Source organism: Streptomyces sp. NPDC006655 (genome assembly GCF_040703965.1).
Classification (GTDB): Bacteria; Actinomycetota; Actinomycetes; order Streptomycetales; family Streptomycetaceae; genus Streptomyces.
On sequence record NZ_JBEYJU010000004.1, the window covers coordinates 182737 to 198696 of the forward strand.

The 15960-nt window shown below is 72.3% G+C and carries 13 protein-coding genes; 3 read left to right on the top strand and 10 right to left on the bottom strand.

The genetic code is table 11. The annotated features are described in order from the left end of the window. Positions 1-265: 265 nt before the first annotated feature. Positions 266-1468 (top strand): glycosyltransferase, encoded by a 1203-nt coding sequence (locus AB0958_RS03895; RefSeq protein WP_366888685.1) that lies wholly within the window; start codon positions 266-268, stop codon positions 1466-1468. A gap of 100 nt (positions 1469-1568) precedes the next feature. Here the strand turns inward: AB0958_RS03895 and AB0958_RS03900 are convergent, their stop codons facing one another. Both AB0958_RS03900 and pepN read right to left on the bottom strand, forming a co-directional pair. Next, positions 1569-2606, bottom strand: coding sequence for a hypothetical protein (locus AB0958_RS03900; protein ID WP_366888686.1), 1038 nt, complete (start codon positions 2604-2606; stop codon positions 1569-1571). Positions 2607-2813: 207 nt separating this feature from the next. Then, the gene (gene pepN, locus AB0958_RS03905; protein WP_366888687.1) at positions 2814-5399 is read right to left on the bottom strand and encodes an aminopeptidase N; all 2586 of its coding nucleotides are present in this window, start codon (positions 5397-5399) and stop codon (positions 2814-2816) included. A gap of 150 nt (positions 5400-5549) precedes the next feature. Between pepN and AB0958_RS03910 the strand changes: the two genes are divergently transcribed. After that, positions 5550-6215, top strand: coding sequence for a DsbA family protein (locus AB0958_RS03910; protein ID WP_366888688.1), 666 nt, complete (start codon positions 5550-5552; stop codon positions 6213-6215). A 117-nt stretch (positions 6216-6332) separates the two neighbouring features. On the opposite strand, the gene AB0958_RS03915 is transcribed toward AB0958_RS03910, so the two are convergent. The 8 genes from AB0958_RS03915 to AB0958_RS03950 all read right to left on the bottom strand — a co-directional run bounded on the left by AB0958_RS03915 (position 6333) and on the right by AB0958_RS03950 (position 14864). Continuing rightward, positions 6333-6977: a superoxide dismutase gene (locus AB0958_RS03915; protein WP_366888689.1), complete on the bottom strand. Its 645-nt coding sequence runs from the start codon at positions 6975-6977 to the stop codon at positions 6333-6335. A gap of 127 nt (positions 6978-7104) precedes the next feature. Continuing rightward, complete coding sequence (locus AB0958_RS03920) at positions 7105-8499, bottom strand: amino acid permease (RefSeq protein WP_366888690.1); 1395 nt, start codon at positions 8497-8499, stop codon at positions 7105-7107. A 113-nt stretch (positions 8500-8612) separates the two neighbouring features. Continuing rightward, a complete protein-coding gene (locus AB0958_RS03925) occupies positions 8613-9506 on the bottom strand; it encodes a TauD/TfdA family dioxygenase (protein ID WP_366888691.1) in 894 nt (297 codons plus the stop codon). Between the two features lie 11 nt (positions 9507-9517). Beyond that, entirely contained in the window at positions 9518-10855 is a 1338-nt protein-coding gene (locus tag AB0958_RS03930; protein ID WP_366888692.1) for an LLM class flavin-dependent oxidoreductase, read from the bottom strand. Next, positions 10852-11565, bottom strand: a complete 714-nt coding sequence (locus AB0958_RS03935; RefSeq protein WP_366888693.1) for an ABC transporter ATP-binding protein — start codon at positions 11563-11565, stop codon at positions 10852-10854. The genes AB0958_RS03930 and AB0958_RS03935 overlap by 4 nt, the downstream gene beginning before the upstream one ends. Further along, complete coding sequence (locus tag AB0958_RS03940; RefSeq protein ID WP_366888694.1) at positions 11541-12383, bottom strand: ABC transporter permease; 843 nt, start codon at positions 12381-12383, stop codon at positions 11541-11543. Before AB0958_RS03940 ends, AB0958_RS03935 begins: the two co-directional genes overlap by 25 nt. After that, positions 12380-13447, bottom strand: coding sequence for an ABC transporter substrate-binding protein (locus AB0958_RS03945; protein WP_366888695.1), 1068 nt, complete (start codon positions 13445-13447; stop codon positions 12380-12382). The genes AB0958_RS03940 and AB0958_RS03945 overlap by 4 nt, the downstream gene beginning before the upstream one ends. A 235-nt stretch (positions 13448-13682) precedes the next feature. After that, positions 13683-14864 carry an ROK family protein gene (locus AB0958_RS03950; protein WP_366888696.1) on the bottom strand — a complete coding sequence of 394 codons (1182 nt, stop codon included), beginning with the start codon at positions 14862-14864 and terminating at the stop codon, positions 13683-13685. A 466-nt stretch (positions 14865-15330) separates the two neighbouring features. On the opposite strand from AB0958_RS03950, the gene AB0958_RS03955 reads away from it, so the two are divergent. Next, positions 15331-15909: a biotin transporter BioY gene (locus tag AB0958_RS03955; RefSeq protein WP_366888697.1), complete on the top strand. Its 579-nt coding sequence runs from the start codon at positions 15331-15333 to the stop codon at positions 15907-15909. The last annotated feature ends 51 nt before the right edge of the window (positions 15910-15960 follow it).

Here is a 15960-nt window from a genome sequence, read left to right on the forward strand (position 1 = left end):
GACCGGCCCGTGCCGCCCCTGCCGCCACCTCCGTGCGGGACGCTGAAACAGCAGGTCAGAGGGGTGCCGGTGAGGGTTTGGGAGAGGTGCGCGCGGTAGCGGTTCCGGCACTCGGCGTGTAAACGCAGACGACTCCGGGGCGAGACGTTCCGTTCATCCGAATGAAACATCCGTACCGCCTCATAACGGCTAACCCGAGGTTCCCGGGGATGGCTCGATGTGGTGCAAGGCTGGTGATCGTGTGGGCGGTCGGCTCGGACTTCGTGTGCTCTCGGTCTACGAGGGATTCTTCTCCGGGGGTGCCCGGATCGTGCACAGTGATGTGCTGCTGGGCCTGGTCGAGGGCGGACAGCAGTGGCACCGCGTGCTGAGTCTGCACGGTGAGGTCCACCGGGAAGCCACCACCCAGCGCATGGAGGACGACGCCTGCTACCGCGCCCTCACCGCCGGCGGCATCGACGTCACCTCCCTCGGCCGCACCGCGGGCCTCGTGGACGGCACGGTCGCGGCGTCGGTCTTCAGCGGGCCGGAGCTGGCCGACACCGCCCGGGCCATGGCCGGCGCGGACGTCATCCTGTCGCTGAAGGAGCAGCCGCTGGCGCTCCTCAACCAGGGCGGTCTGCCCCGGCGCCCGGTCGTGGTCTGCCTGCACCGGTCCGACCCGGAGAACCAGGGCCCGGCGCTGGACGAGCTCAGGACCGCCATCGCCGACGGCAAGGTCGTGGCCTGCGTGTGCTGCGCCGAGTCCACCCGGGACGCCTACGAGGCCGCCGGGATCCCCGGTGAGCTGCTGCACGTCATCCCGAACGGCGTCGACCTGCTCCGCTTCCGCCCGGACGCGGCGGCACGGCTCGCCTTCCGCGAGTCCCTCGGCATCCCCGCCGGCGCCCCCGTGGTCGTCTTCGCCGCCCGCTACGCCGGCATGAAGAACGTCCCGCTGTTCCTGCGGGCGGCGCGGGCGTGGCTGGCCCGCGAGGGCGGCGGGCACGTCGTCATGTGCGGGGCCGGGATGACCGATGACAACCCCGCGCTCTGGGCCGACCAGGAGATCGCCTTCGGCGCCGACCGGGCCGCCCTCGGCGACCGCGTCCACCTGCTCGGCGTGCGGCACGACATGGAGGCGGTCTACGCCGGGTCCGACGTCGTCGCCCTCACCTCCGTCTCCGGCGAGGCGGCGCCGCTCTGCCTCATCGAGGGCATGATGTGCGGCGCCGTACCGGTCACCACGGACGTCGGCGACAGCGCCTCGATCGTCGAGGGACACGGCTTCGTGACGCCCTTCGACCCCGACGCGATCGCCTTCGCCTGGTCGGCGGCGGTGGCCGACCGGGAGACCTTCGCACCGGCACTGGCCGCGAGCCGCGAACGCTTCAGTCGCACCCGCATGATCGCCGCCTACGCCGACCTCCTCGCCCACGTCGCCGCCGACGTACGCGACGAACTGCGCCCGGGCGTCACCGGCCAGTAGCGCCGCCGGCCGCCGCCGGGCATGCCCGTGTGCGGGGCCGTCGGTCCCCCTCCGAACCGACGGCCCCGCGCGGGGCCCGGCCGCTCCCGGCCACCCCCGGCTAACGGGGCAGCACCACCACGTACGCCGCCGGGTCGCGGTCGCCCGCCGCCATCAGGGCCGTGCGGATCACCGCCGCCTGCTGCTCCGCCGATTCGCGCAGCTTGCGCGGGGTCACGTGCACCACCGTGATCCCGAGCCGCTCCAGGTGCTCGCGCTTGCGGGCGTACTCGGACCACAGGGCGTCCTCGTCCTGGCGCGGGGCGCGCATGTCCAGTTCGACGGCGACCGCCTGCTCGGGCCAGTAGGCGTCGAGGCCGCCGAGGTGCGGGCCGCCGGGCAGCCGCAGGTCCACGTTCCAGACCGGGTCGGGGAGGCCGTACTCCTGCACCATGCGGTAGAGGCGGTCCTCGGCGATGGCCCGGCCCTCGGCGACGAGCGAGTCCACCGCGTCGGCCACGTGGGGGCGGGTGAGCAGCTTCGCCCGGGTCAGCTCCCGTACCACCGCGGCCGGTTCGCAGTGCCGGCCGCGCACCGCCTCGGTCAGCAGCCGGCGTACCGACTCCGCGTCGGTCAGGTCCGCGACCGCGTCCGCGAGGGCGCGCGGGACCGGGGCGACCGGCAGCCCCGTCACCGGCTCGGGGGCCGGGAGGGCCGGCGTCCGCAGCACCCGGACGTAGGAGGTGGAGCGCAGCCGGCGCATGCGCGGGACCAGCACGTCGATGTGGTCCAGGGAGAGCAGGGGCGGGGTCGCGGAGAAGCCGTGCAGGGTCAGCGCCGCCAGGCCGGTGATCATCGCGTCCGCGTAGACGGGGCGGTGGGGGGAGTCGGGGGTCGGCTGGGCGGGGACGCCGGGGACGGGCTCGCGTGCCGCGAACAGCAGGGCTCCGTGCAGGCGTTCCTCGCTGGTCGGCGGGCCGGGGTGGAGCATGACCACGCCCGGGAGGAGCTGTTGCCAGGGGCCGCCCGCCCGGCACTGTTCGGCGATCTCGGTGGCCGGGACGCCGTGGGAGCGGAGCTGGGCCGTGGTGAGCACCCGGCGGTGGACGTCGGAGAGGTGGCGCAGGGGGCGGGGGGAGAGCGGGGTGTTGTGCGTCATGGCCTCGGGATTCCCGGGGCCGGACCCGTCCTTAACCGGTGTTACACGTTCGTCGATGAATGCGGACAACACGGGACTAAAGGACGGGTGTTCGGATGCCGAAGGGGCGGCGAAAGCCCCTGGTCCGGATGGGTGGGGACCAGGGGTTACGGGCATGATTGACTGAATTCCGTAACGGTCACCTGGCGGGCAACCGTTGGCCAAGGGTCAGCTCTCGAAGGCGCCGACGGCCCGCGCGTCGCACTCCTGTCCGCGCAGTGCCCGCGCCAGGTCGTCCCGGGCCTCCAGGACCAGCCGGCGCAGCGCCGGGGGCGCGTCCGCGTGCGCCGCCAGCCAGGCGTCCGTCGCCGCCAGCGTCTCCGGGCGGTCCTGGAGCGAGGGGTACAGGCCGCGCACCACGTCCATGCCGATCTGGATCGAACGGTCCTCCCAGACCCGCTCGATCACCTCGAAGTACTTCTCGGCGTACGGCGCCAGCAGGTCCCGCCGGGACGGCTGGGCGAAGCCCGTGATGGTCGCCTCCACCAGCGCGTTGGACAGCGCCTGCGACTCCACGACCTGCGCCCACGCCTGCGCCTTGACGGCCGCCGAGGGGCGGGCGGCCAGGCAGCGCACCTGGTGGCGCTTGCCGGACGCGGTGTCGTCCCGGGCCAGTTCCGCGGCCAGCACCGACTCGTCGGCCGCGCCGTGCGCGGCGAGCGGTTCGAGGAAAGCCCAGCGCAACTCCTGGTCGACGTCGAGCCCTTCGATCGTCGCCGTGCCGGCCAGCAGCTCCTGGAGCAGGAGCAGGTCGGCCGCGTCCGCCGCCGTCGACGCGAAGAACCGTGCCCAGGCCAGCTGGTGCTCGCTGCCCGGCGGGGCCTGCCGCAGCTCCCGCAGGGCACCCTCGGCGAGCCGCCGCCCGGCCGCCTCCCGCCACCGCGGCGCCACGTAGTGCACCAGCGCGGACTCGGCCCACGCCTGGAGCATCTGGAGCACGCCGATGTCCGACTCGCGGCCCGCGAACCGCAGCACCAGGTCGATGAAGTCCCGCGCGGGCAACAGCCCGTCCCGGGTCAGGTTCCACAGCGCCGACCAGCACAGGGCCCGCGCCAGCGGGTCGGTCAGGGCGCCCAGCCGGTCCCGGAGGGTGGCCAGCGAGGTCTCGTCGAAACGGATCTTGCAGTACGTCAGGTCGTCGTCGTTGACCAGCACCAGCTCCGGCGCCTCGGCCCCGGCCAGCTCGGCGATCACCGTGCGCGGGCCGTCGACGTCCGCCTCGGCGCGCGCGTACCGCACCAGCGAGCCGTCCTCCAGGCGGTACAGGCCGATCGCCACCCGGTGCGGGCGCAGCTCGGGGTGCGACTCCGCCGCCTCCTGCACCACCGCCAGCTCGTCGATCCGCCCGTCGGGGGCCAGCAGCACCTGCGGGGTCAGCGCGTTCACCCCAGCCGTCTGCAACCACTTGCCCGCCCAGGCGGTCATGTCCCGGCCGCTGGTCTCCTCCAGCACCGCCAGCAGGTCGCCGAGCCGGGTGTTGCCGTAGGCGTGGCGCTTGAAGTAGCGGCGGGCGCCCTCCAGGAACGCGTCCTGGCCGGCGTACGCGACGAGCTGCTTCAGCACGCTCGCCCCCTTCGCGTACGTGATGCCGTCGAAGTTGAGCTTGGCGTCCTCGAGGTCGCGGATGTCGGCCGTGACCGGGTGCGTGGAGGGCAGCTGGTCGGCGCGGTACGCCCAGGCCTTGCGGCGGTTGGCGAAGGTGGTCCAGGCGTTCGTGAAGCGGGTCGCGCCGACGTTCGCGAAGGTGCCCATGAAGTCCGCGAAGGACTCCTTCAGCCACAGGTCGTCCCACCACACCATGGTGACCAGGTCGCCGAACCACATGTGCGCCATCTCGTGCAGGATCACGTTGGCGCGGGCCTCGTACGACGCCTGGGTCACCTTGCCCCGGAAGATGTACTCCTCCCGGAAGGTCACCAGACCCGGGTTCTCCATCGCGCCCAGGTTGTACTCGGGCACGAACGCCTGGTCGTACTTCCCGAAGGGGTAGGGGAAGTCGAAGTGGTCGTGGAAGAAGTCCAGGCCCTGCTTGGTGACCAGGAAGACGTCGTCGGTGTCGAAGTAGGGGGCGAGCCCCTTGCGGCACAGGGCGCCCAGCGGGATGTCGAGGACGGTGCCGTCGGGCAGCGTGCGCGTGTACGCGTCCGTCACGTAGTGGTACGGGCCCGCCACCACGCACGTGATGTACGTCGAGATCGGCTTGGTCTCCGCGAACCGCCAGACGCCGTCGGCGAGTTCACCGGCGCCGTTGCTCCACACCGGCCACCCCTCGGGCGCCCGCACCTCGAAGCGGAACGGCGCCTTGAGGTCCGGCTGCTCGAAGTTGGCGAAGACCCGGCGGGAGTCGGCCGGCTCGTACTGCGTGTAGAGGTAGACCTCGCCGTCCTCGGGGTCGACGAAGCGGTGCAGGCCCTCGCCGGTCCGGGAGTAGGCGCACTGGGCGTCCACCACCAGCTCGTTCTCCTCGGCCAGGTCCTCCAGGGCGATCCGGGTGCCGTCGAAGACCTCGCCCGGGTCCAGGTCCTTGCCGTTCAGGGTCACGGCGGTCACGCTCGGCGCGATCAGGTCGGCGAAGCTCGCCGCGCCCGGCTCGTTGCAGCGGAAGCGGATCGTGGTGACCGAGCGGAAGGTCCGCGGCTCGCCCGGGTCCTCGCCGACGGCGGACCGCACGTCCAGCGACACGTCGTAGCCGTCCACCGACAGCAGGGCGGCCCGCTCCCGGGCCTCGTCGCGGGACAGATTCTCACCGGGCACGGGCGGCACTCCCTCGTCGTCGGTACACGGCGTCGTCGGCACGCCGGAACAGCAACGATCCTGCCATGAGCACCTGACGGCGGGCATCCGGGAATGGGGTCGCCGGTGCCGGTGTTGCCGCTGGAAAAGGACCGTATTCCGAGGAGAACCATGTCCGAGAGCGTGACCAGCTCAGGCAAGACCCCCGTCGACTTCTGGTTCGACCCGCTGTGCCCCTGGGCCTGGATGACCTCCCGCTGGGTGCTGGAGGTGGAGAAGGTCCGCGACATCGAGGTCCGCTGGCACATCATGAGCCTCGCGGTCCTCAACGAGCCCAAGCTGGACGAGCTGCCCGAGGAGTACCGCGAGCTGCTGGAGACCAAGGCCTGGAAGCCGATCCGGGTGGTCACCGCCGCCTGGCAGAAGCACGGCGACGACATCCTCGGCCCGCTCTACACCGCGCTCGGCACCCGCATCCACAACAACGGCGAGGGCCCGACCGTGGAGGCCATCGCGGGCGCCCTCGCGGACGTCGGCCTGCCCGCCGACCTGATCGACTACGCCGACCAGGAGGACTTCGAGTTCGACGCGCAGCTGCGCGCCTCCCACAAGGAGGGCATCGACAAGGTCGGCCAGGACGTCGGCACCCCGGTCATCGCGGTCCCCGGCCCCGACGGCGAGCAGATCGCCTTCTTCGGCCCGGTCGTCACCCCCGCCCCCAAGGGCGAGGAGGCGGCCCGCCTGTGGGACGGCACCGTCGCGGTCGCCTCGGTCCCCGGCTTCTACGAGATCAAGCGGACCCGCACCAAGGGCCCCGACTTCAGCAACCTGGTCTGACGTCCCGGAACGAAGGGGAGCCCCCGCGAGTCACGTCCTCGCGGGGGCTCCCCCCTTTGTGCCGCCCGCCCCGGTGAACGGTGAGAAGACGATCACGAGGCGGGACGCGTCGGCCGCTCAGGGAGCGAGCAGCAGCACATCCGCCCGCGACCGCGCCGCCGCGTACCGGCGGGCCACGTCCTGCCAGTCGACCACGGCCCACATGGCCTCGACGAAGTCGACCTTCTGGTTGCGGTACTGGAGGTAGAAGGCGTGCTCCCAGGCGTCGAAGACCAGGATCGGCACCGAGCCCTGGCCGACGTTGCCCTGGTGGTCGTAGACCTGCTCGACGATCAGCCGGCCGCTCAGCGGCTCGTACGCGAGGACGCCCCAGCCGGAGCCCTGGGTGGTGGCCGCTGCCTTGGACAGCTGCGCCCGGAACGCGGCGAAGGAGCCGAAGGACTCGGCGATCGCGTCGGCGAGGTCCCCGACGCCGTCCGCGGCCAGCGGCTCGCCGCCGCCGCCGTCACCCGTCATGTTCCGCCAGTAGATCGAGTGCAGGATGTGCCCGGAGAGGTGGAAGGCCAGGTTCTTCTCCAGGCCGGTGACAGCCCCCCAGCTTCCCTTGTCCCGTGCCTCGGCCAGCTGCTCCAGCGTGTCGTTGGCGCCCTTCACGTAGGCCGCGTGGTGCTTGTCGTGGTGGAGCTCGATGATCTCGGGGCTGATCACGGGCGCCAGCGCGGAGTAGTCGTAGGGCAGTTCAGGCAGCGTGTAGACGGGCATGGGCGTGGATCCCCTCCGGGCCTCTTATTGCAAAGAGCTTGCAACTGCACGTTAGCAACAAGAAGCCCGGTCCGGGCAACAGGAAGGCCCCCGCGTGTCGCACGCGGGGGCCTCGTGGTGGCGGGATTCAGCGCTCCGTGCGCCGACGCTGCCGCAGCGCGCCCACCGCCGCCAGCACGGCCGTCATCCCGCCCGTGTAGTACAGCTGCACGCGGGTGCCGGGCTCGCGGGCCATCAGGACGAGGACCGCCGCCATGCCCGCCAGGGCCAGCCAGGTCAGGTACGGGAACGCCCACATGCGCACGACCAGCTTCTCCGGGGCCGCACGGGACAGCCGGCGGCGCAGCACCAGCTGGGAGACGGCGATGAAGATCCAGACGACCAGGATCACCCCGCCGATCATGTTCAGCAGCCAGGGGAAGACGTCGTCGGGGCGCCAGTAGCTGAGCACCACGCAGCCGAACCCGAAGACGCAGGAGGTCAGGACGGCGACGCGCGGCACGCCCGACGACACCCGCGCCAGCGCCCGCGGGCCCTGGCCCCGCCGCACCAGCGAGTGGGCGATCCGCGAGGAGCCGTAGACGTTGGCGTTCATCGCGGAGAGCAGGGCGACCAACACCACCACGTTCATCACCTGACCGGCGCCCGGGATGCCCAGGTGGTCGAGGGCGGCGACGTACGGGCCCTTCGCCACGACCTCCTTCGAGTCCCAGGGGACCAGGGTGACGACGACGGCCATCGAGCCGACGTAGAAGAGGGCGATGCGCCACATGGCGGTGCGGACCGCGCTCGCCACGCCCCGCACCGGGTCCTCGGACTCGGCGGCCGCGATGGTGACCGTCTCCAGGCCGCCGTACGCGAAGACCGAGGCGAGCAGGCCGACGACCAGGCCCTCGCCGCCGTGCGGGAGGAAGTCGGTGAGGTTCGAGGCGCCGGGGGAGTCCGTGCCGGGCAGCACGCCGGCCACGGCCAGCACCCCGAGGACGAGGAAGAGGACGATCGCGCCGACCTTCAGGGCCGCGAACCAGAACTCGAACTCGCCGAAGCTGCGCACCGCGGCCAGGTTCGTCACGCAGAAGACCACCATGAACAGGGCCACCCAGGCCCACTCCGGGGTGCCCGGCAGCCACCCCGTCACGATCTTCGCGGCGCCGATGCCCTCCAGGCCGACGGCCGTGCACAGCAGCACCCAGAACGACCAGCCCGCCGTGAACCCCGCCCACGGCCCGAGCGCCCGCTGCGCGTGCGCCGAGAAGGAACCCGACGACGGGTACGCGGCCGACATCTCGCCCAGCATCCGCATCACCAGCATCACGAGGAGCCCGGAGACGGCGTAGGCCACGACCACCGACGGGCCCGCGGCGGCGATGGCGGACCCGGAACCCACGAACAGGCCCGCCCCGATGACACCGCCCAGGGCGATCATCGACAGGTGGCGCTGCCGGAGGCCGGGGGAGAGCGTGACGTCGTCGTCGCCGCGGGTGGGCGGCGGTGCGGTGACCGGGGTGCTGCGGTGCGGCATGGGCGCGGCTCGTCCAATGCGTGAGATGGGCAAAAACGCCCACAGTCTGGGCGGCCTCCCCGCCTTCGAGGGGAGGCCGCCCACCATCCGGACCGGCCGGTGACCCTACGTGCTCACGCCGCTACGGGTGTGTAGTGCGAGGCGTCGCCCTGGATCGAGTAGCTCTCCTTGCCCTCGATGCCGACCGGGACGTCCCCGGCGAGGGTCACCCGGTGCAGCCGGCGCGGCAGGCCGTCGTAGTTGTCGATGGCGTAGTGCTGGGTGATCCGGTTGTCGAAGATGACGAGCTGGTTCGGCGACCAGCGGTGCCGCAGGATGTTCTCCGGGCGGGTGACGTACGCCTGGAGCAGGTCGAGGATCCGGCGGGACTCGGCCGGCGGGAGGCCGACCAGGCGCTGCGCGAACCCGCCGATGAACAGGCCGCGTTCCCCGGTCAGCGGGTGCACGCGGACCACCGGGTGGACCGTGCGGTAGGCGATCGACGTGAACTGGGCGCGCTGGGCGGCCTGCCGCTCGTCGACCTCCTCGTCGGCGACGGCGTAGTCGTAGTCGTTGGTGTGCTCCGCCCACAGGCCGTCCGCCAGCCGGCGCAGCGGCTCGGGCAGTTGCCGGTAGGCGGCGGCCGAGCTGGCGATCAGGGTCTCGCCGCCGTACGGCGGGACCGTGATCGAACGCAGGGTGGTGGCCTGGGGCGGGTTGAGGACGAAGGTCACGTCGGTGTGCCAGTGGTTGGCGGCCCGGCCGCGTTCGCTGTCCACCGGCAGCACGTTCGGGACGCCGTCGACGGAGGACACCGTCGGGTGGGCGGTGGTGACCTCGCCGAAGGTGCGGACGAACGCCTGGTGGCTGTCGTCGTCGAGGTTCACGTCGTCGAAGACGAGCGCCTTGTGCGTGCTGAGGGCCTCACGGACGGCCGCGGCGGTCTCCGGGTCGAGGGGCCGGGAGATGTCGACGCCCGAGACCCGGGCGCCGATGTTCGCGGTGATCTTGGTGATCTCCAGGGTCATGACGGTTCCTTTCAGACGAGCGCGGGGGTGGTGGTGTACTGGTTGGCGGGGCGCGGCAGGCCGTAGCGCTCCCGCAGGGTCCGGCGCGGTCCGTACTCCTCGCGCAGCAGGCCGCGGGCGCGCAGGACCGGTACGACGTGGTCCACGAAGGTCTCCAGGCCGGAGGGCAGCACCGGCGGCATGATGTTGAAGCCGTCGGCGGCCCCCTGGGTGAACCAGGTCTCGATGGCGTCGGCGACCTGTTCCGGCGTCCCGGCGAAGGTCAGGTGGCCACGGCCGCCGCCGAGCCGGCCGATCAGCTGCCGCACGGTGAGCCGCTCGCGCCGGGCCAGCTCGACCACCAGCGTGTAACGGCTCTTGGCACCCTCGATGGCGTCCTCGGGCGGCAGCTCGGCGGGCAGCCGGCTGTCCAGTTCCAGGGTCCCGGCGGGCAGGTGCAGGAGCCGCTCCAGGTGGGCCACGCCGTACCGGTGCACGATGTGGTCCTCCAGGAGCTGTTCGAGCTCCGCCGACTCGGCCTCCGTCGAGCCGATCACCGGGACGATGCCGGGCAGCACCTTGATGTGACCGGGGTCCCGGCCGGCCGCGGCCGTCCGGGCCTTCAGATCGCTGTAGAAGGCGCGCGCGTCCTCGATGGTCTGCTGCGCGGTGAACACCGCCTCCGCGTACCGGGCCGCGAACGCCTTGCCGTCCTCGCTGGACCCCGCCTGCACGAGCAGCGGGTAACCCTGCGGGGAGCGCGGCACGTTCAGGGCGCCCTCGACACCGAAGTACTCCCCCCGGTGCCGGGGCGGGTGGATCTTCGCGTCGTCGCCCCAGACCCCGGACGCCTTGTCGGCGACGATCGCGTCGTCCTCCCAGCTGTCCCAGAGCTTCAGCGCCACGTCGAGGAACTCGGCGGCCCGCGCGTACCGTTGCGCGTGCGCGGGCTCCTCGGTGATCCCGAAGTTGCGGGCCGCCTCGGCGCCCGCCGTGGTGACGATGTTCCAGCCCGCCCGGCCGCCGCTGATGATGTCGAGGGAGGCGAACCTGCGGGCCAGGTTGTAGGGGGAGTTGTAGGAGGTGGAGGCGGTGGCGATCAGACCGATGTGCTCGGTGGCCGTCGCCAGCGCGGTGAGCAGGGTCAGCGGTTCCAGGGCCCCGGCCGGCCGCTGGGCGACGCTGCCCCACAGATGCGGTCCGTCGGCGAGGAAGAGCGAGTCGAAGGTGCCGCGCTCGGCGGTCCGGGCCAGCCGTACGTAGTGCGCGAGGTCGACGTGCGCGTACGGGTCGCTCTCCGGCAGGCGCCAGGAGGCCTCGTGGTGACCGGTGTTCATGAGGAAGGCGTTGAGGTGGAGCGTGCGGGTCATGCGGGGTCCTCCGTGACACCGAGGGCGGCGAGCAGGCGGGTGCGGTACTCGTCCCGCGGGCGGGTGTGATCGATGGCCAGGTCGACGCCGATCCGGCCGTTCTCCAGGACCAGGACGCGGTCGGCGAGGACGATCGCCTCGTCGACGTCGTGGGTGACGAGCAGGACCGACGGGCGGTGCCGTTTCCACAGCTCGCGCAGCAGGTGGTGCATCCTGATCCGGGTGAGCGCGTCCAGCGCCCCGAACGGCTCGTCGGCGAGGAGCAGTTCGGGCTCGCGGACCAGCGAGCGGGCGAGCGCGGCACGCTGGGCCTCACCGCCGGACAGCTCGCCGGGCCAGGCCCGCTCCCGGCCGCCGAGGCCGACCTCCTCGAGTGCGGCGCGCCCCTTGGCGTACGCGTCCCTGCCGTCGAGCCCCAGGACCACGTTGTCCAGCACCCGGCGCCAGGGCAGCAGCCGGGAGTCCTGGAAGACCACCGACACCCGTTCGGGGGCGATGAGCCGGCCGCTGCCGGTGACGCCGTGGTCGAGTCCGGCGACCGCCCGCAGCAGGGTGCTCTTGCCGGAGCCGCTGTGACCCAGCAGCGCGGTGAACTGCCCGGCCGGCACGTCCAGGTCGATGCCGTCCAGGACCGTACGGTCGCCGAACGACCTGCTCAGTCCCCGGAGCCGGACGGCGGGGCGGGTCAGCTGCTCAGTGTGCGGCGCCATGACAGCACCCTCCGTTCGACGAGTCGGACCACGGTGTCGGAGGCCAGGCCGAAGACGCCGTAGATCAGCAGACCGACGAGGATGATGTCGCTGCGCCCGTAGTTCTGGGCCTGGAACATCATGTAGCCGAGGCCGCTGGTGGCGTTGATCTGCTCCAGGACGACCAGGCCCAGCCAGGAGCCGGTGACGCCGAGCCGGAGTCCCACGAAGAATCCGGGCAGCGCGCCGGGGATCACGATCTGCCGGACGAACCGGAACCTGGACAGGTCCAGCACCTCGGCGAGTTCGACGTAGCGGCTGTCGATGGCGGCCAGCGCGGCATGGGTGTTCAGGTAGACCGGGATGTAGACGACGATCGCGATGATGGCGATCTTGAAGGTCTCGCCGATGCCCAGCCACAGGATGAACAGCGGGATCAGTCCGAGGGTGGGGATCGCCCGGTTGATCTGCACGGTCCCGTCGATCAGCGCCTCGCCGGTCCGGGTGAGCCCGGAGACCAGGGCCAGCAGCACCCCGGCGGCCAGCCCGATCACGAAGCCGTACCCGGCCCGCTCGACCGAGGTCAGGATGTCGGTGCGCAGCGTCCCACTGGTCCACAGGCGGACGGCGGTGTCCAGGACCGTCCAGGGCGCCGGGACCGCGCTCGGGTCCAGTCGCCCGGCGGCCGAGGCGATCGCCCACGCGGCCAGGACGACCAGGGGGCCGGCCAGCCGGGCGGCGGGCAGCCGCCTGCCGGGGGACAGGCGGCGCCGCGGGCGGACCCGGTGGGCCTCCTCGGCGACGGGAACCGGCACGGTGCCGGTGGTCACGGCGGTCATTTGCGGTACTCCTCCGGTACGGCCTTCGCGGCTAGGCCCTCGAAGCGGTGGTCGAAGAGCGAGGAGACGTCGGTCTTCTTCACGAAGCCGCCCTCCGCCAGCAGGTCGGCGGTCTCCTGCTCCCACTTGATCGCCTCGTCCCAGGCCGGCGGGAACAGCGGCTTGTTGGCGAGCCTGGTGATGCCCCTGGCCTGGGCGAGGGTCAGGTTCTGGGTCTTGACGTAGAACTCCTCGTTCCAGACGTCCGGGTGCTCCCACTGCCAGACCTGGCCCTTGGCCCAGGCCGGGATGTACGCGGCGATCGCGGCGGCCTTCGCCGGGTCGTCGAGGACCGCCTGCGGCGCCCAGAGCAGGTTCAGCAGGTCCACGACGTCCGTGGTGATCGTGCGGGCGCCCTTCGCGCCGTACTGCTGGAGGTAGGCGGGCACCTGGGTGTTGGCCAGCGGCGCCACGTCCACCTGACCGGATTGCAGGGCGGTGAGGAACTGGTTGCTGGTCAGCTGCACCAGCCGCACCTCGTCGTACGAGAGCCCGGCCTTCTTCAACGCCCGCAGCAGGACGACCCCCTGGGCCTGCCCCTGCGAGAACGCGAGCTTCTTGCCCTTGAAATCGGCGACCGTGTGGATGTCGCTGCCGGGCTTGGTGGCGAACAGGTAGTTCGGCTTGCGGGTGATGTCGATCGCCACGATCTTCGCCGCGAAACCCTGGAAGTGGGCCTGGATCGGCGGAATACCCGCGTTGTTCGCGAGGTCCAGTGACTTCGCGCGGAACGCGTTGATGACATCAGGGCCGGCCCCGATGTTCAGCCAGCTCGACACCGTGAACGGCAGCGCGGGCAGTTTCGCCAGCCTGAACTGCAACTGCTGCTGGCCCAGATAGGAGGCGATCTTCAGGCTGGTGCCGGCCGGCACCTTGGCGGCGAGCGGAGCGGTGGCGGCGGCCGCGGTGTCGGCGGCGGCACTGCGGCCCGCGCAGCCGCTCAGCCCGGCCACGGCCGCCGAGGCGCCGAGCAGTGAGGTGAGGAAGACCCGGCGGTCGACGCCGGACGGGGACGCAGAAGGCATGGGAGTACTCCGGGGAGAAAAGCGGCGGAAAGGCAGCGTGAATGACCGGCGACACCGGACCGGAAAGGGAGATCTCGCAGCGGGGGATCTCACGCAGAGCATGCGGGGCATGCAGGGCATGCGGGGAAACGCGCGCCTTGGGCGCGCCAAGACGTCAGCAACAAAGAGTGCGACAGGTCATGAGAAAGATGTTCCTTGCCGTGCGCGACGACTGTCAATATTCCGAGTTTCTGAATTAAATAAGCTCTGGTGACGTGTTCAACGGGTCCCGGTACAGCACGTCGAGGACCACCGAACCGCCCGCGACCGCCAGCACGCCGGCCCCGAAACTGGTCGGCGCCACGGGCGCCCGCCGCGGCCCGACCGCCTCCCGCAGCGCGGCCAGGCAGTCCTCCCGGTACAGCGCGCCCACCTCGGTGACGACCACGCACTCCGGGTTGAGGACGTCGAGCAGCAGCGCCGCCGCCCGCCCGGTCAGCCGCGCCCGCTCCACCAGCAGCCGCACCGCCACCGGGTCACCGGCCCGTGCCGCCGCGAGGACGTCCATCGGATTGCCGGCGACGATCCCGGCGGCCCGCGCCCGCCGGACCAGCGTCCGCTCGCCCAGCTCCACCTGGAGACAGCCGGTCCGACCGCAGGCGCAGGCTTCGGTGCCGCCCGGCACCGGGAGGTGGGCGATCGTGCCCGCCTGCGAGCGCGGACCGTGGTGCACCTCGTCGCCGGTGGCGAACGCCGCGTCGACCACGTTCCCGACGAACAGGTGCAACACGCTCCGGCTGCCCCGGGCCCGCCCGAACAGCCGCTCGCCGTTGACCAACGCCCGCGCGTGCCCGTCCACATGGACCGGCAGCCCGGTGCCCGCGCCGAGCAGCTCGCGCACCGGCACCTCCCGCCAGCCCAGCAGCGGGTGCTCGACCACGGTCCCGGAGTCCCGGTCCACCCAGCCGCCGACGGCGACCCCGACGCCCAGCGGCCTGCTGCCGGGCACCTCGTCGAGGAGCGCGGCCAGCCCGGCGGCGGCCCGCGCCAGCACGGCCCGCGGCTCGGTGCGGCCCGCGTGCTTCAACTCCCGCCGTACGACGACCCGGCCGCGCAGGTCGAGCAGCGCGACCGTGGTGTACGGCACGGCCACGTGCACCCCGCCGACCACGAACCGCGAGTCGTCCAGGTCGACCGGGACGTGCGGTCGGCCCACCCCCCTGACGCGCTGCGGTGCCTCCGTCTCCCGGATCAGGCCGAGTTCGGTGAAGCGGGCGCAGTAGTCGGTGACCGAGGCCGGGGACAGCCCGGTCAGCCGGGCGATGGTGGAGCGGGCGACCGGCCCGTGCTCCAGCACCGACCTGAGCACCACACTGGCGCTGCTGCGCCGGCGGTCGCGGGGCGGGGAGGCGGGCGGGGGCGGAGCGGTACGGGGCATGGGAAACCGTCCTCGGGAACGGGGCCGACACGTCTCGGGGTGCGAGGCGCGCCCAACCGGTCTCCCGCGGCGCGGCCTCAGGCCGGACGGCGACAGGTGGCAGCCCCTTGCCGTCGCAGGTCGACGTAGCGACGCGACGTGAGGTTCAGGGACTGGGCGACCATGTCCCGAAGAGTAGGTCAGAGCGCGGGAATCCCACCAGACCGCTAGGGTTCGATTGGGGGAACTCCACAGGCCTGTTCAACGCCGTTGACGTGACTGAAACATCTCTGCCTCAGTGATCGGCGTCACCCCGTACCCGGTGTAACCAGCACCCTTTGTGGGGAGCCCACCAAGCGTCGCTTCCGGCCTTTGTCGACCGCTGACGTGTTCGGCTCGGACGGGGCCGGGATAGCGTCACGGTGTCTGTGCCTGTCCTTCCCTGTCCTTCCCTGTCCCTCGCCGACCTCACTCCCGCGGAGACCCCATGAGCACCGCCGTCGCGTCCGCCCGTACCGGCACCGTCCTCGCCGACCTCCTGCCCGCGTCCCGGGTGCGCGACGCCGCCCTCGTGGTCGGCGGCGCCGCGCTCACCGGCCTCGCCGCGCAGATCGCCGTGCCGGTCCCGGGCTCCCCTGTCCCGGTGACCGGCCAGACCTTCGCCGCCCTGCTGGTCGGCACCGGTCTGGGCGCCCGCCGCGGGGTGGCCTCCCTCGCCCTGTACGCGGCCGCCGGCCTGGTGGGCGTGCCGTGGTTCGCGGGCGGCACCTCCGGCCTCTCCGTCTCCTTCGGCTACATCCTGGGCATGATCCTCGCCTCCGCCGTCGTCGGCGCCCTGGCCCGGCGCGGCGCCGACCGCGGCGTGCTGCGCATGGCGGGCACGATGGTGCTCGGCGAGGCGGTCATCTACGCGGTCGGCGTGCCGTACCTGGCCTACGCCGCCGGTATCTCCGCGTCCGCGGCGATCGCGGCCGGCCTCACCCCGTTCCTGATCGGCGACGCGCTCAAGGCGGCCCTGGCGATGGGCGCGCTGCCCACGGCGTGGAAGCTGGCCGACAAGCGCTGACACGCCTTCGACGCGGCGGGGAGGTAGGGGGCCACCGGTCGGCACCCGGAG